This is a genomic window from Thioclava marina (genome assembly GCF_002020135.1).
GTDB lineage: Bacteria > Pseudomonadota > Alphaproteobacteria > Rhodobacterales > Rhodobacteraceae > Thioclava > Thioclava marina.
The window spans coordinates 377333-400079 of the sequence record NZ_MPZS01000002.1; the positions used below are offsets into that span (position 1 = coordinate 377333).

Annotated in this window: 28 protein-coding genes and 1 other RNA gene; 16 read left to right on the forward strand and 13 right to left on the reverse strand. The window is 64.4% G+C overall.

Translation table 11 applies throughout. The annotated features are described in order from the left end of the window. Positions 1-94 precede the first annotated feature (94 nt). Positions 95-739 (forward strand): TetR/AcrR family transcriptional regulator, encoded by a 645-nt coding sequence (locus BMG00_RS12035; protein WP_078574502.1) that lies wholly within the window; start codon positions 95-97, stop codon positions 737-739. A gap of 81 nt (positions 740-820) precedes the next feature. On the opposite strand, the gene BMG00_RS12040 is transcribed toward BMG00_RS12035, so the two are convergent. Continuing rightward, positions 821-2467 (reverse strand): electron transfer flavoprotein-ubiquinone oxidoreductase, encoded by a 1647-nt coding sequence (locus BMG00_RS12040; protein ID WP_078574503.1) that lies wholly within the window; start codon positions 2465-2467, stop codon positions 821-823. A gap of 214 nt (positions 2468-2681) precedes the next feature. On the opposite strand from BMG00_RS12040, the gene greA reads away from it, so the two are divergent. Together greA and BMG00_RS12050 are read left to right on the forward strand one after the other, a co-directional pair. Then, complete coding sequence (gene greA, locus BMG00_RS12045; protein WP_078530457.1) at positions 2682-3152, forward strand: transcription elongation factor GreA; 471 nt, start codon at positions 2682-2684, stop codon at positions 3150-3152. A 39-nt stretch (positions 3153-3191) separates the two neighbouring features. Further along, positions 3192-4241 (forward strand): hypothetical protein, encoded by a 1050-nt coding sequence (locus tag BMG00_RS12050; RefSeq protein WP_078574504.1) that lies wholly within the window; start codon positions 3192-3194, stop codon positions 4239-4241. Between the two features lie 137 nt (positions 4242-4378). Here the strand turns inward: BMG00_RS12050 and BMG00_RS12055 are convergent, their stop codons facing one another. Together BMG00_RS12055 and mobA are read right to left on the reverse strand one after the other, a co-directional pair. Continuing rightward, the gene (locus BMG00_RS12055; RefSeq protein WP_245795024.1) at positions 4379-4963 is read right to left on the reverse strand and encodes a GNAT family N-acetyltransferase; all 585 of its coding nucleotides are present in this window, start codon (positions 4961-4963) and stop codon (positions 4379-4381) included. Next, positions 4960-5541 (reverse strand): molybdenum cofactor guanylyltransferase MobA, encoded by a 582-nt coding sequence (gene mobA / locus BMG00_RS12060; protein WP_281251067.1) that lies wholly within the window; start codon positions 5539-5541, stop codon positions 4960-4962. The genes BMG00_RS12055 and mobA overlap by 4 nt, the downstream gene beginning before the upstream one ends. Before the next feature lie 91 nt (positions 5542-5632). Here mobA and BMG00_RS12065 point away from each other — a divergent pair, with 91 nt between their 5' ends. Both BMG00_RS12065 and BMG00_RS12070 read left to right on the forward strand, forming a co-directional pair. After that, the gene (locus tag BMG00_RS12065; protein ID WP_078530454.1) at positions 5633-6355 is read left to right on the forward strand and encodes an AzlC family ABC transporter permease; all 723 of its coding nucleotides are present in this window, start codon (positions 5633-5635) and stop codon (positions 6353-6355) included. Next, a complete protein-coding gene (locus tag BMG00_RS12070; RefSeq protein ID WP_078574506.1) occupies positions 6352-6684 on the forward strand; it encodes an AzlD domain-containing protein in 333 nt (110 codons plus the stop codon). The genes BMG00_RS12065 and BMG00_RS12070 overlap by 4 nt, the downstream gene beginning before the upstream one ends. A gap of 380 nt (positions 6685-7064) precedes the next feature. Here the strand turns inward: BMG00_RS12070 and rpmG are convergent, their stop codons facing one another. The 5 genes from rpmG to BMG00_RS12095 all read right to left on the reverse strand — a co-directional run bounded on the left by rpmG (position 7065) and on the right by BMG00_RS12095 (position 10405). Then, complete coding sequence (rpmG, locus tag BMG00_RS12075) at positions 7065-7232, reverse strand: 50S ribosomal protein L33 (RefSeq protein ID WP_011750518.1); 168 nt, start codon at positions 7230-7232, stop codon at positions 7065-7067. Positions 7233-7384: 152 nt separating this feature from the next. After that, entirely contained in the window at positions 7385-8095 is a 711-nt protein-coding gene (locus BMG00_RS12080) for a tellurite resistance TerB family protein (RefSeq protein WP_078530452.1), read from the reverse strand. A gap of 80 nt (positions 8096-8175) precedes the next feature. Further along, on the reverse strand, positions 8176-8559 hold the full coding sequence (locus tag BMG00_RS12085; RefSeq protein WP_078530451.1) for a DUF302 domain-containing protein: 384 nt from the start codon (positions 8557-8559) through the stop codon (positions 8176-8178). 181 nt (positions 8560-8740) lie between these two features. Beyond that, positions 8741-9153: RNase P RNA component class A (gene rnpB / locus BMG00_RS12090), an RNA gene on the reverse strand. 46 nt (positions 9154-9199) lie between these two features. Continuing rightward, on the reverse strand, positions 9200-10405 hold the full coding sequence (locus BMG00_RS12095; RefSeq protein WP_211274131.1) for an MFS transporter: 1206 nt from the start codon (positions 10403-10405) through the stop codon (positions 9200-9202). A gap of 197 nt (positions 10406-10602) precedes the next feature. Between BMG00_RS12095 and BMG00_RS12100 the strand changes: the two genes are divergently transcribed. Beyond that, entirely contained in the window at positions 10603-11037 is a 435-nt protein-coding gene (locus tag BMG00_RS12100) for a DsrE family protein (RefSeq protein WP_078530449.1), read from the forward strand. 146 nt (positions 11038-11183) lie between these two features. Here the strand turns inward: BMG00_RS12100 and BMG00_RS12105 are convergent, their stop codons facing one another. Genes BMG00_RS12105 through gatC form a run of 4 tightly spaced genes read right to left on the reverse strand, consistent with a single transcriptional unit; the run spans position 11184 to position 14320 of the window. Beyond that, positions 11184-11870: an N-acetylmuramoyl-L-alanine amidase gene (locus BMG00_RS12105; protein ID WP_245795025.1), complete on the reverse strand. Its 687-nt coding sequence runs from the start codon at positions 11868-11870 to the stop codon at positions 11184-11186. Continuing rightward, the gene (locus BMG00_RS12110) at positions 11867-12556 is read right to left on the reverse strand and encodes a hypothetical protein (RefSeq protein WP_078574507.1); all 690 of its coding nucleotides are present in this window, start codon (positions 12554-12556) and stop codon (positions 11867-11869) included. The genes BMG00_RS12105 and BMG00_RS12110 overlap by 4 nt, the downstream gene beginning before the upstream one ends. A 1-nt stretch (position 12557) precedes the next feature. Continuing rightward, entirely contained in the window at positions 12558-14036 is a 1479-nt protein-coding gene (gatA, locus tag BMG00_RS12115; RefSeq protein ID WP_078574508.1) for an Asp-tRNA(Asn)/Glu-tRNA(Gln) amidotransferase subunit GatA, read from the reverse strand. Then, positions 14033-14320 (reverse strand): Asp-tRNA(Asn)/Glu-tRNA(Gln) amidotransferase subunit GatC, encoded by a 288-nt coding sequence (gatC, locus tag BMG00_RS12120; RefSeq protein WP_038077367.1) that lies wholly within the window; start codon positions 14318-14320, stop codon positions 14033-14035. Before gatC ends, gatA begins: the two co-directional genes overlap by 4 nt. Before the next feature lie 141 nt (positions 14321-14461). On the opposite strand from gatC, the gene BMG00_RS12125 reads away from it, so the two are divergent. The 4 genes from BMG00_RS12125 to BMG00_RS12140 all read left to right on the forward strand — a co-directional run bounded on the left by BMG00_RS12125 (position 14462) and on the right by BMG00_RS12140 (position 18047). Continuing rightward, positions 14462-15154 (forward strand): metal-dependent hydrolase, encoded by a 693-nt coding sequence (locus BMG00_RS12125; protein WP_078530446.1) that lies wholly within the window; start codon positions 14462-14464, stop codon positions 15152-15154. 83 nt (positions 15155-15237) lie between these two features. After that, positions 15238-15606, forward strand: a complete 369-nt coding sequence (locus BMG00_RS12130; RefSeq protein WP_078574509.1) for a MerR family transcriptional regulator — start codon at positions 15238-15240, stop codon at positions 15604-15606. A 240-nt stretch (positions 15607-15846) separates the two neighbouring features. After that, the gene (locus BMG00_RS12135; protein WP_078530444.1) at positions 15847-16242 is read left to right on the forward strand and encodes a MerR family transcriptional regulator; all 396 of its coding nucleotides are present in this window, start codon (positions 15847-15849) and stop codon (positions 16240-16242) included. A gap of 29 nt (positions 16243-16271) precedes the next feature. Beyond that, on the forward strand, positions 16272-18047 hold the full coding sequence (locus BMG00_RS12140) for an acyl-CoA dehydrogenase C-terminal domain-containing protein (protein WP_078574510.1): 1776 nt from the start codon (positions 16272-16274) through the stop codon (positions 18045-18047). A 284-nt stretch (positions 18048-18331) separates the two neighbouring features. On the opposite strand, the gene BMG00_RS12145 is transcribed toward BMG00_RS12140, so the two are convergent. Then, positions 18332-18700 carry a hypothetical protein gene (locus BMG00_RS12145; protein WP_078574511.1) on the reverse strand — a complete coding sequence of 123 codons (369 nt, stop codon included), beginning with the start codon at positions 18698-18700 and terminating at the stop codon, positions 18332-18334. 158 nt (positions 18701-18858) lie between these two features. Between BMG00_RS12145 and BMG00_RS12150 the strand changes: the two genes are divergently transcribed. From BMG00_RS12150 to BMG00_RS12175, 6 genes are all read left to right on the forward strand, one after another. Beyond that, on the forward strand, positions 18859-19308 hold the full coding sequence (locus tag BMG00_RS12150; protein ID WP_093470081.1) for a GFA family protein: 450 nt from the start codon (positions 18859-18861) through the stop codon (positions 19306-19308). Then, entirely contained in the window at positions 19308-19520 is a 213-nt protein-coding gene (locus tag BMG00_RS12155) for a hypothetical protein (protein WP_078530441.1), read from the forward strand. Before BMG00_RS12150 ends, BMG00_RS12155 begins: the two co-directional genes overlap by 1 nt. 14 nt (positions 19521-19534) lie before the next feature. Further along, positions 19535-20065 (forward strand): hypothetical protein, encoded by a 531-nt coding sequence (locus tag BMG00_RS12160; RefSeq protein WP_078530440.1) that lies wholly within the window; start codon positions 19535-19537, stop codon positions 20063-20065. Positions 20066-20250: 185 nt separating this feature from the next. Next, entirely contained in the window at positions 20251-20877 is a 627-nt protein-coding gene (locus BMG00_RS12165) for a glutathione S-transferase family protein (protein ID WP_078574512.1), read from the forward strand. A gap of 9 nt (positions 20878-20886) precedes the next feature. Next, positions 20887-22098, forward strand: a complete 1212-nt coding sequence (locus BMG00_RS12170) for an acetyl-CoA C-acetyltransferase (RefSeq protein ID WP_078530438.1) — start codon at positions 20887-20889, stop codon at positions 22096-22098. A 189-nt stretch (positions 22099-22287) separates the two neighbouring features. Next, a complete protein-coding gene (locus tag BMG00_RS12175; RefSeq protein ID WP_078574513.1) occupies positions 22288-22734 on the forward strand; it encodes a hypothetical protein in 447 nt (148 codons plus the stop codon). Positions 22735-22747 lie beyond the last annotated feature (13 nt).

Consider the following 22747-nt stretch of genomic DNA (forward strand, 5'->3'; position numbering starts at 1 on the left):
CGGCCAGTCTGACAAAATGTTCATATGTGTCAAGTTTAGGTTCATATGTGAACATTTTCTTGAGAGCGCCGTGCGGAAAGGCTAACCTGGGACCATGGACACCACCTCCGAGACCGAAAAAGACACCGGCTGGCGCGGCTCGCGCGAGGGCTGGCTGGAGGCCGCGAAAGCCGCGCTGATCGAAGGCGGGGTCGATGCGGTGAAGATCCAGCCTCTGGCCAAGGGGCTCGGACTGTCGCGCACTTCATTCTACTGGTTCTTCAAGGACCGCGAGGCGCTGCTCGACGCGCTCGCGGCCGCCTGGGACGAGGCGACCACCGCGCCGCTTCTGGCGGCCACCCGCGCCTATGCCGAGACCGAAGCCGAGGCGATGCTCAACGTTCTGGGCTGTTTCCTTTCAGGCGGGTTCGATGCGGGGCTGGAATATGCGGCGCGCGCCTGGGGGCTGAGCGATCCGGCGATGGCCGCGCGGCTGGCGCAGGCGGATGCGGCGCGGCTGGAGGCCTTGCGCGCGATGCTGATCACCCACGGCCACGACGCGGAGGACGCCGATGTGCGCGCCCGCACGATCTACCTCGTGCAGATCGGCTATATCTCGATGCGCACCGAGGAAACGCTGGAAACCCGGCTGTCGCGCATTTCCCATTACGTCGAGATCTACACGGGCCGCAGCCCGAGCGCCGGCGAGCTCGCGCGGTTCGAGGCCGGACTGCGCCAAGCGACGCGGGCCGCGCGCTAACCCTGCAAAGCAAAAGGGCACGTTCCGAGATCGCGCCCTTCCTTGCCTTTGCAGCACCCGACCGACAGTCGGGCGCGCCTCTTACATGTTCGGGTAGTTCGGCCCGTCGCCGCCCTGCGGGGTCGTCCAGTTGATATTCTGGCTCGGATCCTTGATGTCGCAGGTCTTGCAGTGGACGCAGTTCTGGAAGTTGATCCGGAATTCCGGCCCCTCGGCACTCTCCAGAACCTCGTAGACGCCAGCCGGGCAGTAACGCTGCGCGGGCTCGGCATATTTCGGCAGGTTCACCGAGATCGGAACCGACGGGTCCTTCAGCTTCAGGTGGCAGGGTTGGCTCTCTTCATGGTTGGTGAAGGAGAAGCTGACATTGGTCAGGCGGTCGAAGCTCAGCTTGCCATCGGGCTTTGGATACTCGATTTCCTTGAAATTCTTCGCCTCGCCGGTCGCCTTCGCATCCGACTTGCCATGCTTGAGCGTGCCGAAGAGCGAGAAGCCGAAAAGGTCGTTCGTCCACATGTCGAACCCGCCGAAGACGAGCGAGGGGATCATCCCCCATTTCGACCACATCGGCTTCACGTTGCGCACCTTCTTGAGGTCTTTCGCGATCGGGCCCGAACGCAGATCGGCCTCGTATTCAGTGAGCTCATCGCCCGAACGCCCGCCCTTGATCGCCGCCGCCGCGGCTTCCGCCGCCGCGATCCCCGAGAGCATCGCGTTATGGTTGCCCTTGATGCGCGGCACGTTCACGAGCCCCGCCGAGCAGCCCAGCAGAACCGCGCCCGGCACGGTCAGCTTCGGGATCGACTGCCAGCCGCCTTCCGAGATCGCGCGCGCGCCATAAGCCACGCGCTTGCCGCCCTCCAGAAGCTCCGCGACCATCGGGTGGTGCTTGAAGCGCTGGAACTCCATGTAGGGGTAAAGATAGGGGTTCTCGTAGTTCAGGTGGACGACGAAGCCCACGTAAACCTGGTTGTTCTCGAGATGGTAGATGAACGACCCGCCGCCCGCATTGCCGTTCAACGGCCAGCCCATCGTGTGGGTCACGGTGCCCTCGCGGTGCTTGGCCGGGTCGATCTCCCAGATCTCCTTCATGCCGAGGCCGAATTTCTGCGGGCAGTGACCGTCCGAGAGGTTGTGCTTCTCCATCACCACCTTGGCGAGCGAGCCACGCACGCCTTCCGCGATCATCACGTATTTGCCGCGCAGTTCCATCCCCGGCTCGTAGCCCGGGCCTTCCGAGCCATCGGCTTCCTTGCCGAACTCGCCCGCGACGACACCGGCGACGCGATCGCCATCCCAGACGATTTCCGAGGCGGCCATGCCCGGGAAGATCTCGACGCCAAGGCCCTCGGCCTGCTCGGCCATCCAGCGGCAGACATTGCCCATCGAAACGATGTATTTGCCGTGGTTCGACATCAGGGGCGGCATCGGCCAGTTCGGGATGCGCATCGCACCGGCCTCGCCCAGCATGTAGAAGTTGTCCTTCTTCACCGGCACGGTGATCGGCGCGCCCTTGTCTTTCCAGTCGGGGATGAGCTGGTCGAGACCGCTCGTATCGAGCACCGCGCCCGACAGGATATGCGCGCCCACTTCCGAGCCTTTCTCGAGCACCACGACCTCCAGCTCCGGGTCGATCTGCTTGAGACGGATCGCCGCCGAGAGGCCTGCCGGCCCCGCGCCCACGATCACCACATCATATTCCATCGACTCGCGCGTCACTTCGGTCATGTCCCAAACCCCTTGGCTTGCCGTTCCAGCTTTGCCGACTGACTAGCCTACCTTGCGTAATGAGGCAATTGTTACGCTGCGATGCCGCGCAACAATATTACGCCTGCATCCCGGGCGTTTCCCGGCGAAAATCGCGCTGTCCACTTGACTTCGGGTGGGCAGACCAGATTTAGATGCCCTGAATTAGGGACAGTTCCGAATTCGGGAGCCTTCCATGGAAAAAGTGCCGATGACGCGCGCGGGGTATGACGCGCTCAGTCAAGAATTGAAAAAACTCAAGTCCGAGGAACGTCCGGCGATCATCGCGGCGATCGCGGAAGCGCGTGAATTGGGCGACCTGTCGGAGAATGCCGAATACCATTCGGCACGCGAGAAGCAGGGCTTCATCGAGGGCCGGATCAAGGAGATCGAGAGTCTTCTGGGCCGCTCGGAAGTGATCGACCCGACGAAAATGTCGGGTGCGGTGAAATTCGGCGCGACCGTGACCATCGTCGACGAGGATACCGACGAGGAAAAGACCTACCAGATCGTGGGCGAGCCCGAGGCCGACCTCGAAAAAGGCAAGCTGAACATGAAATCGCCGCTTGCGCGGGCACTGATCGGCAAGGATGAGGGCGACTCGGTCGAAGTGCGCACGCCGGGGGGTGACAAGGCCTACGAGATCCTCAAGATCGAATTCGTCTGAGACCCGTCTCGGCACGACGCCACGGCACGGAAGGGGGCTATGGGAAGACCCGCGGATCGGCTCAAGGAGAAAATCTCCGTTCTCGGCGCGCAGAAACCCTCTGCGCCCGCCCCCGCCGAACCCCTGGTCCGCGGCCCCGGTCGTATCGAATGGATCGCACTCGGCGTGACCCTGCTCTGGATCGCCATGGTGGCGGGGTTCTGGTTCTTCGCCCCCGGCGTGGCCTCGACAGCCTCTTTGTTCAACACCGTAAGCCTGCTCGTAGGCATGGCCCTGCCGATCGCGATGATCTGGATCGCCGCCGTCACCGCCCGTGCCAGCCGCGAGATGCGCGCCGAGGCCGCAGCGCTCAAACAATCGGTCGAGGCGATGCGCATGGCCTGGTTGAACCAGCAGGCGCTGCGCAACGATCAGAATGTCGAGAAGAAACTCGAGGAGATTGCCGCCGTCACCCGCCAGGCCGAGACGACGATCGCGACCTTCGCCTCGCGCCGCGACACGCAGGCAAGCCAACCCTCCGCCGATCGCAAGGCGGCGCTGGTCGCACCTCCGCCCGCGCGTGCCGATGACAGCGAGCCGATGCTGGCCCTCGGCACCCCGGCCGAGGAATTGCGCTCCCCGATCTCGGTCGCCGATTTCGTCCGCGCCTTGAACTTTCCCGATTCGCCCGATGATGCCGACGGCTTCCGCGCGCTGCGTCGCGCGCTCGAGGATCGCGCCACGGCAAAACTGCTGCGCTCGGCCCAGGACGTGCTCAACCTGCTCGCGCAGGACGGCATCTACATGGACGACCTCAAGCCCGATCGCGCCCGACCCGAGCTCTGGCGGCGCTTCGCCCAAGGCGAGCGCGGCCGCGAGATCGCCTCGCTCGGCGGCATCCGCGACCGCTCCTCGCTCGCGCTCACGGCGGGCCGGATGCGCGGCGACACGATCTTTCGCGACGCGGCCCACCATTTCCTGCGCCAGTTCGACCGCACCTTCGCCGAGTTCGAGAAGAACGCAAGCGATCAGGAAATCGCGGAGCTTGCCGAAACCCGTACCGCCCGCGCCTTCATGCTGCTGGGCCGCGTAACCGGCAGTTTCGACTAGGGGCGCTGCCCCCGGCTCCTTGCGGAGCCTCCCCCGAGATATTTCGATCAAGAAGAAGGGCGACGAGATCGCGCATGGCTTCTTCTTGAAAGAAATATCTCGGGGGAGCGCGTCAGCGCGGGGGCAGAGCCCCTTTTCTAGAGCCTGCGGCGCATCACCTGCACCGAGCGGAAATCGAAGACGATCCGGGTCAGGGCGGAGCTGCGCCGTCCCGTCACCTCGAAGCCGAGCCTCTGGTAGAGCGCGCGGGCGCGCAGGTTCTCGTCGATCACGTCGAGGCAAAGCGCGTCATAGCCGCGCTCGCGCGCCTCGGCGACGAGGCTCTCGATCAGCGCCGCGCCCACGCCTGTCCCGCGGCGATCCGGCCGCACCGCGATGCCGTCGACCATCATCACCTTCGGGGCGAGGTCATGGGCCAGAAGATGCAGGCAGGCCGCGCGCCAGAGCGCGCCAGACCAGCCATAGATCGCGACGAGATCGTCCCAGCAGCCCCCCACGAAAGAGCCACGCGGCGTGCGAAACCCCACCACCCCGATCAGCTCGCCGCTCTCGTCAATCGCACTGATCACATGGCTTACCTCGATCACGCGCGCGATGAAGCGCAGCGCCTTTGGTTCGGGCCCCATCACGCGGCCAAGCTTGCTGCCGAAGGCTTGCCAGTAAAGGCGGGCAGCCTCGGCGCGATGCTCGCCAGCAAGGCCGTGGCGCAGGGCGATGCTCACGGCATGCCTCTTGCGAGGATGAGCTCGGCCGCGCTCAGATCCTCGGGGGTATTGAGATTGGTGAAGGGATCGGGGGTGGCATCGAAGTCGATCTCGCGCGCGCCCTCGCAGGCCATGCGCAGGCGGCGTTCGCCCTGGGCGAAGAGGCTTTCGATCCGGGGACGCAGGCGCACCGGCCAGAGCGCCACGCTGGGATGGGCACGGCCTTGCGAGCAGGCAATGGCATGGCCCGCGCCCGAAAGCCGTGACACCAGATCGCCCGGCAGGAAGGGCGTATCGACCGGCACGCTCAGCACGGCCCTCGCGCCCTGCGCCTCGGCCCAGTAGAGTGCGCTCAGGACACCTGCGAGCGGCCCCTCGCCGCGCCGTGCGGGCGCGTCGGGCAGGACGGGGAACGGAGCAAAGCGCAGCGGGTCGCCATTGGCGGAGATCGCGAGTTGAGCCACCTGCGGCCCGATCCGCGCCGCGACATGGGCGAAGAGCGGCCGACCCGCAAGCGACACCATCGCCTTGTCGACCCCGCCCATCCGACGCCCCTGCCCTCCGGCGAGGATCACTGCGACCACCTGACGATCCACCCTTGCGATTGCCTCCGTTACAATCTCGCGCTTTGCCTTTCCGCGCCGCCCCGCCTATCTGTCCCGCAACTGGGATCGGGAGGCAAGTATCATGTCCGACAGCACCGCAATCAGGGACGCTTATTGGCGCGGAGTTCGCCACGGGCTGCCCTTCCTGCTCGTGATCGTGCCATTCGGGCTGTTGTTCGGCGTGGCCGCGACCAATGCGGGGCTCGATCTTGCGCAGGTGATGGGCTTTTCGATCATGGTGATCGCGGGGGCCGCGCAATTCACCGCGCTTCAGCTGATGGGCGATCATGCCCCGGTGGTGCTGGTGCTGGCGGCCTCTCTCGCGGTCAACCTGCGCATGGCGATGTATTCGGCGGCGCTGACCCCGCATCTGGGCAAGGCGAAGACCTGGCAGAAGGCGCTGGTGGCCTATTTCATGGTCGATCAGGCCTATGCGCTGGCGGCCAATGAATACGAGAGCCATCGCGAGATGAGCCGCGCCGAGAAGCTGGCCTATTACGCGGGCGTGTGCACCCCGGTCTGTCCGAACTGGTATGTCGCAACGCTTGTCGGCGCGCTGGTAGGCGCACAGATCCCGCCGGAATTCGCGCTCGATTTCGCCGTGCCGATCACCTTCCTCGCGATGATCGGCCCCGCGCTGCGCACGCTGGCCCATGTCGCGGCGGCGCTGGTCTCGGTGGTGGGGGCGCTCGCACTGAGCTTCCTCCCCTCGGGCGTGGGCCTCATGATCGCGGCGCTTGCGGCGATGGTGACGGGCGCACAAGTGGAGCTTTGGGTGGCGCGCAGAAAGGCGGTGCAAGGATGAACGGTTATTCGGATGCGCTCGTCTGGGGGATTATCGCGGCGCTTGGCGTGGGCACCTTCTACCTGCGATTCTCGTTCCTTGGGTTCCTGGGCGACCGCCAACTGCCCGAATGGGCGCTGCGCTACCTGCGCTACACGCCCGTAGCCGTGTTGCCGGGGCTTGTGGCCCCGCTCGTGCTCTGGCCGTCGGGCACCGGCGGCGAGCCTGACCCGGCACGCCTGATCGCGGCGTTCGCGGCCCTCGGCGTGGGCATCATCACGCGCAACACGCTCTGGGCGATCTTGGGCGGGCTCGGCGCGCTCTACCTGTCGCTCTGGCTGGTGGGGTGAGCCGCGCTCTGCGCTGAAAGCGTGGAGCGGCGATTCCTGTGGCGCCACCGAAACGGCGAACGCGGATTGCGCAAGCGTTTCGCCGCGCGGTTCAACTGAAAGAAAACCTTAGAGACTTGGCGTCCACCGGGGGCAGCGCCCGATCGCCGGGTGGGCGCATCGCATTCTGGGGCGTCCAGTTGCTCCAGCCACATCCGCACAGCCTCGACCCACGCGCTGGCGTGGCCGCAGCGCCAGACCGAGGGGGCGGTCGGGCGCCACCCGGGCCGCTTCACGGCTGTTCCCGGCATGCCTCCCATGCCAAGGAGGCGGATCCCAGCAACACAAAAGAAAAGGCCGCGCCCGAAGGCACGGCCCTTATCCCGTCAAGTCAGGCGATCTTACTTGATCTTGCCTTCCTTGTATTCGACGTGCTTGCGAACGACCGGATCGTATTTGTTCACGGTCATTTTTTCGGTCATGGTGCGGGCATTCTTCTTGGTCACGTAGAAGTGCCCGGTGCCCGCCGTCGAGTTCAGACGGATCTTGATCGTCGTCGGCTTCGCCATTGTCTATCTCCTAGCTCCGGGCACCGTTGCGCGCACCCGCGGAATCCTTGAAGCCCGCCTTTTAGCGATGCGCCATGCGGAGTCAACCGCGAAACCGGACAGGGCGTTGAAATTTATTTCCCGCCCTGCCGGAATGGCCCGAACCGCCGCGCTCAGACGAGCGGCTTGCCCATCGCCTCGTGGATTTGCGCGACCTTGGCGGTCTCGAGCCCCAGCGCGGCGGCGAGGTTCGCGAGATATTGCTTCTCGGCCTCGGTATCGACGGTGATCGGCATGAGCGCCGCCGAGTAGACCTGCGCCTTCATGTGATCGGCGGTGGCGGCGGCCAGCGCGGTCACATCGACATCGGCCTCAAGCTCGGATTTGACGAAGGCGATTTCCTCATCGGAGGCATCGTTGAGATGATCGAGAATGGTCTGGCGCTCGCTTTCGTCGATTTCGCCGTCGGCCTTGGCCGCCTGGATCATCGCGCGGATCATCAGCTTGGCCTGATCCTCCATCATCGTATTGACTGGAGTGCCCGCGGTCACCGCGCTCAGCATGTCCGAGATCCCGCTCGCACCGGTCTTTGCAGCCCCCGTCATCGCCCCGATCAGGGCGCCGAGGCCCGCCTGGGTCGCGTCGGTCGCCGAAGCCGCCTGGTTGCCGAACTGTGTGAACATGCCGCGGACGGTCTCCTTGCCGCCGGGCATGCCCATCTTCTCGGCCCAGTCGCCCATCTGGTCGGCCACGCCGCCGGGTTCGCCCGCCTTGCCGAGCGCGTCCTTCATCCCGTCGAGGCCGCCCATCTTGTTGAATTTCTCCACGCCCTTCGCGGCGGCAAAGCCGACCGCAAGAGTGGCCAAGGTCTTCACGAAGCTCATTGCATTCCCCCGTGTTAAGTTACGTCCGGGTCAGCTTTGCGCGACTCGTCCGCTTTGACCAGAGAAATTTGGGGGGAATATCAAAGCCCCTCGATCACCTCGGCAAGCATCTGGCGCACATGGCTCGCAACGTCGGTGAGATCTTCGTTCTCGATCGCCAGCATCGAGGCGACCGGATCGACCGCCGAAACCTCGACGCCCGCATCCGTCTCGCGCAAGATCACGTTGCACGGCAGCATCACGCCGATCTTCGGCACATGGCTGATCGCCTCGAATGCGAGCTTGGGATTGCAGGCCCCGAGGATCTTGTAGCGCGGCATATCCTTGTCGAGCTTGGCCTTCATCGTCGCCGAGACATTGACCTCGGTGAGCACGCCGAAGCCCTTGGCGGCCAGCGCTTCGCGAACCTTCGCCTCCACCGCGTCGAAATCGCCGTTCATCGTTTTGTCGATCGTGTAGCCCATAGCCAAAACTCCTCTCCTGTCTTCACACCTCGTGCACCGAAGAGTGGGTGCGCCATCGCAAAAGGCAAGTCACGATGACGCCGGCGGATTGTGCGCGGCGCGTCGAAGCTATGGCCCAGCCGAGGTTCCTGCCGTCGCGGCGCGCGCCCGGCTAAGCCGGGTTCATGTCACTAAGCGAAATTTGCGCGGATGGCCTGTAAGCCGGATTCTGTCCCGGGGCTTGCGCCCCATGGATGACCATTCCTCTCGCCCTGCGATTGCTCACAGGGTCCAGCCGCCAACCCGGACCGCTCGGGGCGAAGCTCCCCTGCCGTCCCCCGTTGCCGGGCGCGGCGCGCGATCCCTATTCGGCGTTGCTCCCGGTGGGGCTTGCCGTGCCGGTCCTGTTGCCAGTCCCGCGGTGGGCTCTTACCCCACCGTTTCACCCTTACCCTGCCGGAGCAGGGCGGTTTCATTTCTGTGGCGCTTTCCGTCGGGTTCCCCCGCCCGGGCGTTACCCGGCACCGTCGCTTCATGGAGTCCGGACTTTCCTCGGGCCCCCGACTACCCGCTGGACGCGGGGTTACGGGCGCTCGCGGTCATCCGGCCATCCGCGCGGGTCAGCAGATAGGCAATCGCGCGCGAGGCGTCAATCGCGCTCTTATTCGGCCGCCTGCGCCGTTCCCCGTCCGGTGCCGCGCAGGAGAAGCGCGATCGCGATCAGGCAAAGCGTCGCCACGATCCCCGCAAAGCCGAGACTGGTCGCGCGCAGCCCGAACTCGGCGCTCGCCAGCCCCACCCCCACCACCGGCAGCGAGATCGCGACATAGGCCACGGTGAAGAAGGTCGAGGTGACGCCCGCGCGCTCGGTCTCCGGGGCCGCCTGCGCGACATTTCCCAGCCCCGCGCGCAGCCCGATCCCATGACCGAAGCCCGCCACCATGGCACCCAGAAAGATCAGCCACAAAAGCGCCAGCCCAAGCCCCGCAGCAAGGATCACGACCCCGCAAAACAGGATCGAAACTCCGATCGGCAACCGGCGTCCCGAGGGCAAAAGCCCCAGCGCCAGCTGCCCCACAACCGAGGAGATCAGCAAGGAGGCCACGTCGAGCCCGATCAGAAAGGGGCTGTGTCGGCCCAGAATCTCTCCCAGATAAGCGGGCGAGACGGCGGTGAAGAATCCCGCCACCATGAAGCCCGCGAAGGCGGCGATCGCAGCGGGAACGAAGACCGGCACGACCTCGCGCGGCAGGCTCAGGCGCTGGAATTGCAGGCGCGGTCGCGAAGGAATGTGCACGGTTTCGGGGGCCGCGAGGATCAACAGCACCGCGGTTCCCGCCAGCGCGAGATGGGAAAGATAGGGCGCAGCAAGCGGCCCGGGCAGGAGAGCCACCATCGAGGCGGCGAAAAGCGGCCCGACCCCCAGCCCGCCCAGATTGGCGGCAATGGCCGCAAACGTGCCCGCCTCGCGCAGCCGCGGCCCGGCCAGCTCGATCACCGCGACCGTTGCCGCCCCGGTATAGATCCCGGCCGAGAGCCCCGACACGAACCGCCCCGCCAGTAGCCATCCCAATCCCTGCGCCTGCCAGAAGATCAGATCGCTCGCGCCCGCGCAGATCAGCCCCAGGAGCAGCATCGGCCGCCGCCCGATCTGGTCCGACCATCGCCCCATCGCCAGAAGCGCGGTGATCACGCCGCCCGCATAGACCGCGAAGATCACCGTGATGATCACCTCGGAGAAGCCGAATTCCTGCCGGTAGAGCGGATAGAGCACCGTGGGCATCGTCGTGCCCAGCATCACCGTCAGAAAGGCGAAGACCGCCCCGGCAAGCCCCAGCAGGCGGCGGGGGGACGTCATCTCGGCCATCATCTCTCTCCTGTCGTCGTTGCATCGATACGCGACCCGGCTCGACGCGGCCCGACCCGGCCATGACCAATTGCCGCGCAGATGCGGACCGCCAATTCACGACTGCGTGAAGGACCAATGGGTGAGAGCGCGCTTTTTCTTGATTTTCGCCCGAGTCGGGCCGAGGCTGGAAATCCATAATGTGAAAGGGAGATCACATGCACAAGGGAGGAACCCGCCTCGGGCTGGCGCTCGCGGCGGCCGTTTGGGCGATGCCGGCCCTCGCGACCGAGAATATCGCGATCCAGGTCAACAGCAGCGATCCGCAGGTGATGAACATGGCGCTCAACAACGCGCTGAACCTCATCGAGTACTACAAGGAACAGGGCGAGGAGGTGAATATCGAGCTCGTGACCTACGGGCCCGGCCTCAACATGCTACGCTCGGACACCTCGCCGGTGAAAGCCCGGATCGAGGACATCGCGATGACCGAACAGCCGATTCATTTCCGTGCCTGCGCCAACACGATCGCGGGAATGACCAAGAAACAGGGGGTCGCCCCGCCCATGCTCGAAGAGGCCGAGGTGGTCCCCTCGGGCGCGGCCTATCTCGTCGAGCTGCAAAAACAGGGCTACAGCTACATCAAACCCTGAGGCAGGCAGGGGGCGCCGCCCCCTCGCGCTTACGCGCTCACCCCCGGGATATTTGAACCAATTCGAAGAGCGAACAGGATCGGCCCTTCTTCTTGACGAAAATATCTCGGGGGTGAATTTGCGCAGCAAAGAGGGGGCAGCGCCCCCTAGCTCGCGCGCCACACCCCTCCGTCATCGCCGAAACGCAGCGCGAGATCGGCCACGAGTGCCATGTCGCGTGCGTCGAGCGGGCCGTCATAAGAGGAGCGGAACCGCAGGCGGAAAGCGGGCAGGAGCACCGAGATCGGGGCCTCGGGATAGCCGAAGCTCTGGGCGAGGGCGCAGAAAGTCTCGGTGTCGGGTGCCGGGGCGTTGCGGGGCTCGGGCCAGATCGCAAACCCCTGGCGCGCCAGTCGCAGCCAGTCGAAGCGCGGGCCCGGGTCGATCTTGCGGCCCGGGGCGAAATCGGAATGTCCCAGCACGTTTTCCGGCGGGATCGCCCAGCGTGCCATGATCTGCGGCAAGAGGCGCTCCAGCGCGGCCATCTGCGGCTCGGTGAACGGCCGGTCGCCCATATTGTCGAGCTCGATCCCGATCGACCGCGAATTCACGTCATCCTGCCCCCGCCAGCTACCCAGGCCCGCATGCCAGGCGCGCATCTCTTCGGGGACGAGCTGCTCGGTCTGGCCGTCCTCTCCGATCAGCCAATGAGCAGAGACCTCGGCCTCGGGCAGGCAGAGGCGCGTGCGAGCGGCGGCGCAGCTCGACATAGCGGTGTAATGGATCACGATCAGTTCGGGGACCGCGCCATCACGGCGCGGGCCGAAATTGGGCGAGGGCCAGCCGGCGCTCACTGACGCGCGGCTTGGAAGGGCGTCGGATCCCAGTCGCAGGCGAATCCGTCTCCATCGGGATCGAGATTGAGCTTATCGCGCTCGGGACCGCCTGCCGCGAGGAAGGCAAGCTGCGCCTGATCGGCCGAGACATATTTGGCGCAGGCCTTCTCGGTCGAGGTCAGATGCATCCCGCCGCGCTTGTAGACGGACTGGCCGGGACGGTTATTCACCGACAGCGCATAGGCCGCGAGGTTCGGCCCGGAGCTGTCCTGCGTCGCGATCGGTTGCTGGACGACGGGCGCGGGTGCGACGGGTGCGGGCGGCGTGCCCGCAGGCGCGGTCTGTTGCAGCGCCTGCATCGCTTCGGCGCCGATCGTCGCGCCGGAATTCGTGTCGCCCGGCATTGGCGGGGCGGGAACCGCAGGGTTCGAACCCACCGTGCCATCGGCATTGATCGTGGGCGCCGAGAGCGCATCGGTCGTGCCGGGCAGTGCCGTGCCGGTCGCATTGAGCGGTGCGCCGGGCGGCGAGGGATCGGGCAGTGCACCCGGCGCTGCGGGCATCACGTTTTGCGCCGCGGGCGGCAAAATGGGCTGGCCGCGCAATTCGGCCTCGCGACGGGCAGCGGGACCGCTGTCGGGGACCGTGGAGATACAGCCCGACAGGGCGAGAACACCACCGAGGATCGCGAGCGCCTGTTTCATCTTACCACCATTTCTCCGGCTTGGCCGCGAAGCCCGCAGCCTGTTCGAGCACATGGGCATGGTTGAGGAGATCGCCCTCTTCCCAGGGACGCCCGATCAGTTGCAACCCGAGCGGCAGACCTTTCGAGTCGAGACCGCACGGCACGGAAATGCCCGGCAGGCCCGCGAGGTTCACCGTCACGGTGAACACATCATTGAGATACATCGCGACCGGATCGGCATCGGCCATCTCGCCCAGCCCGAACGCCGACGAGGGCGTGGCGGGCGTCAGGATCGCGTCGATGCCTTGCGCGAAGACCTGCTCGAAGTCGCGCTTGATCAGCGCGCGGACCTTGCGGGCGCGATTGTAATAAGCGTCGTAGAAACCCGCCGACAGCACATAGGTGCCGATCATCACGCGGCGCTGCACCTCGGGGCCGAAGCCCTCGGCGCGGGTCTTTTCATACATGTCCACGATACCCTCGCCCGCGGCGAGCTTGGCACGGTGGCCATAGCGCACGCCGTCATAGCGCGCGAGGTTCGAGGAGGCTTCCGCAGGCGCCACGACGTAATAGGCGGGCAGCGCGTATTTCGTATGCGGCAGCGAAATGTCGACGATCTCGGCGCCCGCATCCTTCAGCATCGCGATGCCGTCATCCCAGAGCTTGCCGATCTCGGCGGGCATGCCCTCGAGACGGTATTCCTTCGGGATGCCGATCTTCTTGCCGCGAATGTCGCCGGTCAGAGCCGCTTCGAAATCCGGCACCGGGATATCGGCCGAGGTCGAATCCTTCGGGTCATGCGAGCACATCGTGCCAAGCATGATCGCCGCATCGCGCACCGATTTGGTCATCGGTCCCGCCTGATCGAGAGACGACGCAAAGGCCACCACGCCCCAGCGCGAGACACGGCCATAGGTCGGCTTGATGCCCACGATGCCGGTGAAGGCGGCGGGCTGGCGGATCGAGCCGCCCGTATCGGTGCCGGTCGCGGCAAGGCACAGATCCGCGGCCACGGCGGCAGCCGAGCCACCCGAGGAGCCGCCCGGGGTCAGCTGGCGCTCATCGACCTTCCACGGGTTCACCACGGGGCCGTAGCACGCCGTCTCGTTCGACGAGCCCATCGCGAACTCGTCCATAGAGAGCTTGCCGAGCATCACCGCACCCGCATCCCACAGGTTCTGCGTGACGGTGGATTCGTATTCCGGCTTGAACCCTTCGAGGATGTTCGACGCCGCCTGCGTGGCCACGCCCTTGGTCGCGAAGAGATCCTTGATCCCCAGCGGGATGCCGCACATTGCGGGCGCGTCGCCCGACTTGATGCGCGTATCAGCGGCCTTCGCCTGTTCCAGAGCGATCTCGGGGGTCTTGTGCACGAAAGCGTTCAGCGCCCCCGCGCCCTCGATCTCGGACAGGCAGGCTTCGGTCAGCTCGACCGAGGTCACATCGCCCTTCTTCAGCGCGTCGCGCGCTTCGGCAATCGTCAGTTTGTTCAGGCTCATTCGACCACCTTCGGCACGGCAAAGAAGCCCTCGCGGGCATCGGGGGCGTTCTTGAGGATCTTGTCCTGGTAACCGCCATCGGTCACCTCGTCGACGCGGCGCTTGAGGCGCATCGGCGTGACCGAGGTCATCGGCTCGACGCCCTCCACATCAACCTCGTTGAGCTGCTCCATGAAGGTCAGGATGTTGGACAGTTCCTGCGCGAGTTCCGGCAGGTGCTCTTCGGGCACCCGGATCCGGGCCAGATGCGCCACCTTGCGGGCGGTGTCGATATCAATGGACATATGCTTCTCCGCTTGTCTTGGGAGGCGGTTTAGCCCGACCCAGTGGGGCTTTCAAGCGCCCCGCCCATTCGTGAGCCTCCCCTCCCCTTTCGCGCGCGGATTTGCGCCCTACACTGTGGGCCAGCAAAGGAGGACTGACACATGAAACTGATCTGGCTCGGCCATTCCGGCTTTCGCATCGAATCCGGCGACGCGGTGATCCTGCTCGACCCGTTCCTCACCGGCTCGCCGGTCTTTCCCCACGCCAAGCGCGACGAGGCGATCAAGGGGGCGACCCATGTGCTGCTGACCCACGGCCATGGCGATCACGCCAGCGACGCCGCCCCCATCTCCAGGGAACTCGGCATTCCCGTCTACTGCATCCACGAGATGTCGATCATCCTTGGCAAGGACGGCGCCGAAACCGTGGGCTTCGGCAAGGGCGGCACGGTCGATCTGAACGGGGTCAAGGTGACGATGGTGAACGCGACCCACTCCGCCTCGATCGACTACAAGGGCGGTGATCCGATCTATGCGGGCCAGCCTGCGGGCTTCATGATCGAGGCCGAGGGTCACACCATCTACGTCACCGGCGACACCGACGTCATGGCGGACATGGAATGGATGGGTGAGCTTCACAATCCCGATATCGGGATCATCGCCGCGGGAGGCCATTACACGATGGACATGAAGCGCGCGGCATGGGCGGCGAAGAAGTATTTCAACTTCAAGACCATCATCCCCTGCCACTACAAGACCTTCCCGCTGCTCGAACAGTCGGCCCAGCCGCTGGCCGACGCGCTGCCGGGCGTCGACGTGATCGAGCCCGAGATCCTCAAGGCGATCGAGATCTGAGCACGGCCTGCCGGGCGGCGCGTTGCATCGCTTGCAGCTTCCCGTCCGGCACGCTAGCTTCACGCCCCAACGGGAGGCCGATCATGTCAGAGTTGCTGTCATTCAAGGAAATGTGCGAGCGGTTCGACGTGACCGCGCGCACGCTGCGCTATTACGAATATATCGAGCTCCTGAATCCCCAGAAGGAAGGCCGCTCGCGCTTCTATGGTCCGCGCGAGGTGGCCCGGATGACGCTGATCCTGCGCGGCCGCCGCTTTGGCTTCTCGCTCGAGGAGGTGCGCCAGTGGCTTCTCATCTACGACCAGAAGGGCACCGAAGAGCAAAACAAGGTCTGGATCGAGATGGCCGATCGCCAGCTGGGCGTCCTTGCCCAGCAGCGCGAAGAGCTCGAAGCCGCGATCGAAGATCTCCGACAATTGCGTGATCAGGTGCAGGAGACACTTGATTCCTGATTGCAAAATGCATTCCTTAACGTCAACGTAACCCTCATAAGGGTAGGCGGGCTTGACGATTATTGCCGGTTTCAACGAAAGAAACTTGCTTTACCGAGTGGTAAAAAATCCCTGACATTACGTCACTGAATTCGTGACGCCACGTTACGGTGACGTGCACGTAAAGATCTCTTGTAATGTGGAGGCGATCAAACGATCTGCCCCTTCGCATTACCTAAAGGAAGCGACGAGGCCGAGAGTATGACCGAGACTGTTATGACGATCCGTGAGATGTGCGACGCGTTTGACGTGACCCCGCGCACCCTGCGGTTCTACGAGAGCAAGGAGTTGCTGTTTCCCATCCGCGAGGGGCAGAAGCGGCTGTTCACGCGACGTGATCGCGCCCGGCTGAAACTGATCCTGCGCGGCAAGCGTTTTGGCTTCAGCCTGGAGGACATCCGCCAGCTGCTGGACCTCTACGAGATGGGCGACAAGCAGAAGACGCAGCTGAGCGAGACGATCAAGCTCGCGCAGCAACGTCTGGAGGAAATGAAACGCCAGCGCGACGAGCTGGGTCAGGCGATCGAGGAACTGGCCGGGCAAATCGACTGGGCGGAACAGGAACTGGATAAGGCTCGCCACGACGACGCGGCCTGATCCGCGACGACGACTAAAGGGAGCGAACCATGTCGAGCTACACCGCCAACACCAAGGATATGCAGTTCGTGCTGCATGAGGTCCTGAAGATCTCGGAAGCCGGCGTGCCGGGCTACGAAGAGCTGGACCGCGACTTCACCGAGGCCGTGCTGGATGCCGCAGGAAAGGTCTCCTCCGAGGTGCTGGCTCCGCTCAATGAAGTGGGCGACAAGGAAGGCTGCGTGCTCGAGAACGGCGTGGTGCGCACGCCCAAGGGCTTCGATGCTGCGTTCGAGGCAATGAAAGAGGGTGGCTGGACCGCGCTCGATTGCGACCCGGACTTCGGCGGCCAGGGCATGCCCTACCTGTTGAACTGCGCCGTGGGCGAGATGTTCGTCTCGGCCAACATGGCCTTCAACATGTATCAGGGCCTGACCCACGGCGCCTATTCCGCAATCCACGCCCATGGCACGGATGAGCAGAAAGCGACCTATCTGCCGAAGATGGTCACCTGCGAGTGGACCGGCACGATGAACCTGACCGAGCCGCATTGCGGCACCGATCTGGGGATGATGCGCACCAAGGCCGATCCGCAGGACGATGGCTCCTACCTGATCACCGGCACCAAGATCTTCATCTCGGCGGGCGACCACGACCTGTCGGAGAACGTGATCCACCTCGTTCTGGCCAAGGCGCCGGGCGGCGGTGAAGGCACCAAGGGCATCTCGCTCTTCATCGTGCCGAAGTTCCTGGTGAACGAGGATGGCTCGCTCGGTGAGCGCAACAGCGTCTCGGTGGGCAAGCTCGAAGAGAAGATGGGCATCCACGGCAACGCGACCTGCGTCATGAACTATGACAGCGCGCAAGGCTGGCTGCTGGGCGACCTGCACAAGGGCATGCGCGCGATGTTCACGATGATGAACGAGGCACGTCTTGGCGTGGGCCTGCAAGGCTATGCCGTGGCCGAGGCCGCCTATCAGGAAGCCGTCGCCTACGCGAAGGACCGTATCCAGGGCCGCGATGTGACCGGCGCGAAGGCGCCCGAGAAGGCCGCCGACCCGATCATCGTGCACCCCGACGTGCGCCGGATGCTCATGGACCAGAAGAGCTTCGTCGAGGGCGCGCGTGCCTTCACCTTCTGGGGGGCGCATCTGATCGACCGGGCGCACAAGCTCGACGACAAGGCGGCCGACGGGCTGATCTCGCTGATGACCCCGGTCATCAAGGGTTTCCTGACCGACAAGGGCTTCGAGACCGCCGTTTCGGCGCAGCAGGTCTTCGGTGGCCACGGCTATACCGAAGACTGGCCGATGTCGCAGCATGTGCGCGACGCACGTATCGCGATGATCTATGAGGGTGCGAACGGCATTCAGGCGCTCGATCTGGTGGGCCGCAAGCTCGCGCAGGATGGCGGCAAGCATGTCATGGCCTTCTTCGAGATGGTCAAGGCCGAGTGCAAGGCGCATGACGATGACGAGCGCATGAAGCCCTTCACCGATGCGCTGAAGAACGCCTCGAAGCAGCTTCAGGCGGCGGGCATGTTTTTCATGCAAAACGGCATGAAGAACCCCAATGCGGCGCTTTCGGGCTCGTATGACTTCATGCACCTGATGGGCCATGTCTGCCTCGGCCTGATGTGGACGCGGATGGCGAAAGCCGCCTTTGCCGCGCTCGACAACGGGGCGTCGGACACCGCGTTCTACGAGGGCAAGATCGCCACGGGCCGCTACTACATGGCCCGCCAGCTTCCGGCCTGCGCGATGCACCTCGCGCGGATCGAGACCGGCGCCGATCCGGTCATGGCGCTGGCCGACGATCAGTTCTGATAAATCAGGCAAGAGACGAGAAAGGGCGCGGTTTTCCGCGCCCTTTTGGTTTGGGGAGAGGTCGTCACTAAGGGCCTCGCCCGACCCTTGGGTGGGCGCTTTATCTCAAAAGCCCGCAGGTCGCGTGAACCCGCGAGCCATCGCCAATGCGCCCTCCCGGGGGGAGGGGTGAGCCGGGACGAAGCGGCCTTCCAGTGCAAGGACGCCCCGGCGAACGCCTGAGCTTCGCGAAGGCCGGACGGGCGCGGCCCGGGCTGGTCGCCCGAGCCAAACTCAATCGTTGCTCAGAAATGCGCTTTCGGCTCATCCGGCTTGCCCGCGGCCAGTGCCAGAACGCCGCCCAGCAGCAGGAAGCCGATCGGGAACATGGTGAAGACACCAAAGCCGAAGGCGTAATAGACAAGACCGCCCGCGATCAGCATCAAGACCCCGCCCCAAAGCGCCCGGATCTTCGCCATCGCCCCCCCGGCAATCGCCAGAAGCGGCGCGAAGAAGCTCGCGAATCGGATCAGCTCGGGCTTGTCGAAGTTGCCGAACATCTCGCCCACCTCGGAATGACGCTGCACCACCTCGGTATAGCCGTAGCCGAAAAACCCCACGAGCATGGCGATGATCCCGCCGATGATCCCGAGCATCAGTGCCGCGTTGCGCATATCGCTGCCTCCCCGGACGGGCCGTCCGTTGCATTTGCTTCATTCGAAATAGAACTTCGGGACCGTGGGGTTCAAGGGGGAGAGATTGTGAATTCTTCACACTGGTCAGCCCCATCGCCTCCCGATACCCTGCACCAAATCGTGCCCAGGAGCCTGCCTTGACCAACGCCCCGCAAGATTATCCCGACGCCCGCGGCGGTTGCCAATGCGGCGCGATCCGGTTTTTCATCGCGGCCGGCCCCGCCAAGGCCGGGCTCTGTCATTGCCGGATGTGCCAACGCGCAACCGGCAACGCCTTCGCACCTCTCCTCGAGGTTCCGGCAGCCCGCGTGTCTTGGGAAGGTGTAGCCCCGAGCGAATGGGCCAGCTCGAACATATCGCAGCGCGGCTTCTGCCCCACTTGCGGCACGCCGCTCTATCTGCGCACCGACGACACGTTCGAATTCATGGCTGGCTGCCTCAGCCCCGACGTCCCGTTCCTCCCGCAAGATCAGGGTGGGATGGAGGCCCGAAAGAGCTGGCTGGACGCCCTGCCCTCCCTGCCCGCCCATACCACCCGGCCCGAATTGCTCGCCGTCGTGGTCTCGCACCAATCCAAGGAAGACTGATGCCCAAACGCCTGCGCCTGACGCGACGCTTTCCGGTCGCGATGACGAATGACGCTTACCGCCAGCTCAACCGCTTCGCGCAGGACGCCGGGATCACGTCCGACGAGGCGCTGACTTTCCTTTTCGAGCATTTCAACTCGGTCACCGATCACGACAACCTCAATCACCGGCTGCGCCTCTTCAAGGCCGAGCTCGACGCACGCAAATCCTGATGAGAGGCTTGACCATGCCCCGCTTGTCGCTCTCCCTCGCCCTGATCCTCGCCTCTGCCTTTCCCGCCGCAGCCTTTGATGCCGCGGATCGCAATGCAGTCACGCAGGAGGTCGCGGGGTTTGAAAAGGCGGTCGAGGAGAAGGAATACGCCGTTTTCTTCGACACCGTGCCGCCGAAAATGATGCAGACCATCGCAGATCAGGCCGGGATGCCGGTCGAGGCGCTCGAAGCGGCGATGGCCAAGCAGATCACGCAAGCCATGGCATCGGTGAAGATGGACAGCTTCAAAATGGATACCGCCGCGATGGAGACGGGCGAGACCGCCTCGGGGCGCGCCTATGCCAAGATCCCGACCGAGTCGGTCATGGAAGCGCCCAATCTCGGAAAGATCCGCGCGACGAACACCACGCTGGCGCTGAAGGATGGCGAGGAATGGTATCTCGTGCGTATCGACAGCCCCGCGCAGCTCGCCATTCTGCGCAAGGTCTATCCTGATTTCGAAGGCATCACCTTCCCCTCGGGCACGATGGAAGCAGTGAAGTAAGCCGCCCTGCCCCGGCCCGCGCGCCGTTCACTCTCCCGTCACCTCCCGCGACGAAACGCCGGATCGGCCCTCGCTTCGGACGCAACGTCGTGATCGAATGACGTTGCGGCGAAACGCCCGCAAGGGGCTTACGTTCGCGTCACTTAGGGGCCAGATTGGGCCCAGGATCAGGGAGGTCTGAGACCATGACGGCAAAGCTTTATTGCTTCGGCGAGTCCGGCAATGCCTACAAGGCAGCGCTCACGATGGAGCTTGCGGGCTACGACTGGGAGCCCGTTTACGTCGATTTCTTCAATGGCGAGGCGCGCAGCGCCGAATATCAGGCGCTCAACGAGATGGCCGAGGCGCCGGTTTTCGTCGAAGGCGATCTGACTCTCTCGCAGAGCTGCGTGATCCAGCTTCATATCGCGGAAAAGACGGGCAAGTTTCTGGCCGATGACCGGCAGGAAATGATGCGCTGGCTGTTCTGGGATGCGCAGAAGGGCTCGGGCCAGCAAGGTTCCTTGCGCTTCTTGATGAATTTCCTGCCCGAGGCGAAGCGCCCGCAAGAAGCGATCGCCTGGCTCAAGGGCCGCGTCCTGACCGCATTGAAGACGCTGGAGCGTCACATGGAAGGCCGCGAGTGGATCGTGGGCGATCGGCCCAGCTTGGCCGACTTCGCTTGCTGCGGCTACCTCTACTACCCCGAGCCCTTCGGGTTCGACCGCACCGAATTTCCCAATCTCGACCGTTGGCTGGATGGCATTGCCGCCCTGCCCGGTTGGAAACACCCCTATGATTTGATGCCCGGCAACCCTTCCGACCGGGCGTGAGGAGGAACCATGACGGAAGCCTATATCTATGATGCAGCCCGCACCCCGCGGGGCAAGGGCCGCAAGGACGGCTCGCTGCACGAAGTCAGCTCGGTCGCGCTGTCGGCACGGCTTTTGAGCGCGGTCAAGGAGCGCAACGGCCTCGAGGGTCACGCGGTCGAGGACGTGATCTGGGGCAACGCGACCCAGGTGATGGAACAGGGCGGCTGTCTGGCGCGCTCGGCGGTGCTGCTTTCGGATCTCGACGAGCGGATCCCGGGCCTGTCGATCAACCGCTTTTGTGCGTCGGGCATGGAAGCGGTGAACCTCGCCGCGAACCAGGTGAAGGGTGGCGCAGGTCAGGCCTATATCGCGGGCGGCGTCGAGATGATGGGTCGTGTCGCAATGGGCTCGGACGGGGCGGCGATCGCCGTCGACCCGACACTGGCGATGAAGACCTATTTCGTCCCGCAGGGGATCTCGGCCGATATCATCGCCACCGAATACGGGTTCAGCCGCGAAGACGTGGACGCGCTTGGCGTGGAATCGCAGCGCCGTGCGGTGGAAGCGATCAAGGATAACCGCTTTGCGAAATCCATCGTGCCGGTGAAGGACCAGAACGGGCTCGTGATCCTCGACCATGACGAATTCGTGCGTCCGGGCACCACGATGGAAAACCTCGCCGCGCTCAAGCCCTCGTTCAAGGAGATGGGCGAGGTAATGCCGGGCTTCGACAAGGTCGCGATGCTGAAATACCCCCATCTCGACCACATCAACCACGTCCACCACGCGGGCAACTCATCCGGCATCGTGGATGGTGCGGCGGCGATCCTGATCGGCAACAAGGAATTCGGTGAAGCGCATGGCCTCAAGCCGCGCGCGCGCATCCGCGCCACCGCGAAGATCGGCACCGATCCGACGATCATGCTGACCGGCCCGGTTCCGGTGACCGAGAAGATCCTCGCCGACTCGGGCATGTCGATCTCGGACATCGACCTCTTCGAGGTGAACGAGGCTTTCGCCGCAGTGGTGCTGCGCTTCATGCAGGCCTTCCAGGTCGATGCCGACAAGGTCAACGTCAATGGCGGCGCGATCGCACTTGGCCACCCGCTCGGCGCGACCGGCGCGATCATCATCGGGACGCTGCTCGATGAATTGGAACGGCGCGACCTGTCGACCGGCCTCGCGACGCTCTGCGTCGCATCCGGCATGGGTGCCGCAACGATCATCGAGCGCGTGTGATGTTCGACCTGTGCATACTCTTTTCCCGAGCAGCGGGGGCCTCCGGCTCCCCTGCTCGAACGCCGGGAAAGGGCATGCAACCTCTGGTTGACTCAGAAAAAGATTACTGCAATCTTAACAACCATAGTCTCATCGTGGCGGGATCCTGCTCTGACAGCAGTCCGCGCGGCGCGAAATGGAGTATAGGTTGTGGCAATCGGCATCCTGAAAAATCACCTGACGACGATGTCGGACGCGATTCTGGACGGGGATTTCGAGAGATACCTCTCCTGCGTCGCGCTTCCGCTCAAAGTGACAACCAACAGTTCGACCTTCTGGATCGAAACCGAAGACATGCTCGAAGAGGGTTTCGACGCCTTCTCCGACATGATGCTTTCGCTCAATGTGAATTGCATCGCGCGACGTGCGATTACCGTCACGGGGATCACGAACCGTCGGATCTTCGGTCGCTACGCTTCGAGCTGCATGAAGGATCGCGACGAAATCGTTCCGCTCTACACGGCCGATATCACGCTCGAACTGCAAGAGGATCTGAGCTGGAAGACCTCCAGCATCGACCTGCAAATCGACAACAGACGCTGGCCGATCATGGTCCCGCGACCGTCGGAAACCGAATCTGCTTACGCAATAGCCTGATGTGCCTCGCCTC

What these genes read in the sequence shown, in the direction of transcription:
- BMG00_RS12095 (WP_211274131.1), bottom strand. Translation starts at nt 10,405, where the DNA reads ATGGCCGAGATGACGTCCCCCCGCCGCCTGCTGGGGCTTGCCGGGGCG.
- BMG00_RS12065 (WP_078530454.1), top strand. Translation starts at nt 5,633, where the DNA reads ATGTCCGACAGCACCGCAATCAGGGACGCTTATTGGCGCGGAGTTCGC.
- BMG00_RS12160 (WP_078530440.1), top strand. Translation starts at nt 19,535, where the DNA reads ATGCCCCGCTTGTCGCTCTCCCTCGCCCTGATCCTCGCCTCTGCCTTT.
- BMG00_RS12130 (WP_078574509.1), top strand. Translation starts at nt 15,238, where the DNA reads ATGTCAGAGTTGCTGTCATTCAAGGAAATGTGCGAGCGGTTCGACGTG.
- greA (WP_078530457.1), top strand. Translation starts at nt 2,682, where the DNA reads ATGGAAAAAGTGCCGATGACGCGCGCGGGGTATGACGCGCTCAGTCAA.
- BMG00_RS12035 (WP_078574502.1), top strand. Translation starts at nt 95, where the DNA reads ATGGACACCACCTCCGAGACCGAAAAAGACACCGGCTGGCGCGGCTCG.
- BMG00_RS12155 (WP_078530441.1), top strand. Translation starts at nt 19,308, where the DNA reads ATGCCCAAACGCCTGCGCCTGACGCGACGCTTTCCGGTCGCGATGACG.
- BMG00_RS12125 (WP_078530446.1), top strand. Translation starts at nt 14,462, where the DNA reads ATGAAACTGATCTGGCTCGGCCATTCCGGCTTTCGCATCGAATCCGGC.
- BMG00_RS12170 (WP_078530438.1), top strand. Translation starts at nt 20,887, where the DNA reads ATGACGGAAGCCTATATCTATGATGCAGCCCGCACCCCGCGGGGCAAG.
- BMG00_RS12070 (WP_078574506.1), top strand. Translation starts at nt 6,352, where the DNA reads ATGAACGGTTATTCGGATGCGCTCGTCTGGGGGATTATCGCGGCGCTT.
- BMG00_RS12110 (WP_078574507.1), bottom strand. Translation starts at nt 12,556, where the DNA reads ATGAAACAGGCGCTCGCGATCCTCGGTGGTGTTCTCGCCCTGTCGGGC.
- BMG00_RS12135 (WP_078530444.1), top strand. Translation starts at nt 15,847, where the DNA reads ATGACCGAGACTGTTATGACGATCCGTGAGATGTGCGACGCGTTTGAC.
- BMG00_RS12145 (WP_078574511.1), bottom strand. Translation starts at nt 18,700, where the DNA reads ATGCGCAACGCGGCACTGATGCTCGGGATCATCGGCGGGATCATCGCC.
- BMG00_RS12080 (WP_078530452.1), bottom strand. Translation starts at nt 8,095, where the DNA reads ATGAGCTTCGTGAAGACCTTGGCCACTCTTGCGGTCGGCTTTGCCGCC.
- rpmG (WP_011750518.1), bottom strand. Translation starts at nt 7,232, where the DNA reads ATGGCGAAGCCGACGACGATCAAGATCCGTCTGAACTCGACGGCGGGC.
- BMG00_RS12040 (WP_078574503.1), bottom strand. Translation starts at nt 2,467, where the DNA reads ATGACCGAAGTGACGCGCGAGTCGATGGAATATGATGTGGTGATCGTG.
- BMG00_RS12165 (WP_078574512.1), top strand. Translation starts at nt 20,251, where the DNA reads ATGACGGCAAAGCTTTATTGCTTCGGCGAGTCCGGCAATGCCTACAAG.
- gatA (WP_078574508.1), bottom strand. Translation starts at nt 14,036, where the DNA reads ATGAGCCTGAACAAACTGACGATTGCCGAAGCGCGCGACGCGCTGAAG.
- BMG00_RS12100 (WP_078530449.1), top strand. Translation starts at nt 10,603, where the DNA reads ATGCACAAGGGAGGAACCCGCCTCGGGCTGGCGCTCGCGGCGGCCGTT.
- BMG00_RS12140 (WP_078574510.1), top strand. Translation starts at nt 16,272, where the DNA reads ATGTCGAGCTACACCGCCAACACCAAGGATATGCAGTTCGTGCTGCAT.
- gatC (WP_038077367.1), bottom strand. Translation starts at nt 14,320, where the DNA reads ATGTCCATTGATATCGACACCGCCCGCAAGGTGGCGCATCTGGCCCGG.
- BMG00_RS12050 (WP_078574504.1), top strand. Translation starts at nt 3,192, where the DNA reads ATGGGAAGACCCGCGGATCGGCTCAAGGAGAAAATCTCCGTTCTCGGC.
- BMG00_RS12085 (WP_078530451.1), bottom strand. Translation starts at nt 8,559, where the DNA reads ATGGGCTACACGATCGACAAAACGATGAACGGCGATTTCGACGCGGTG.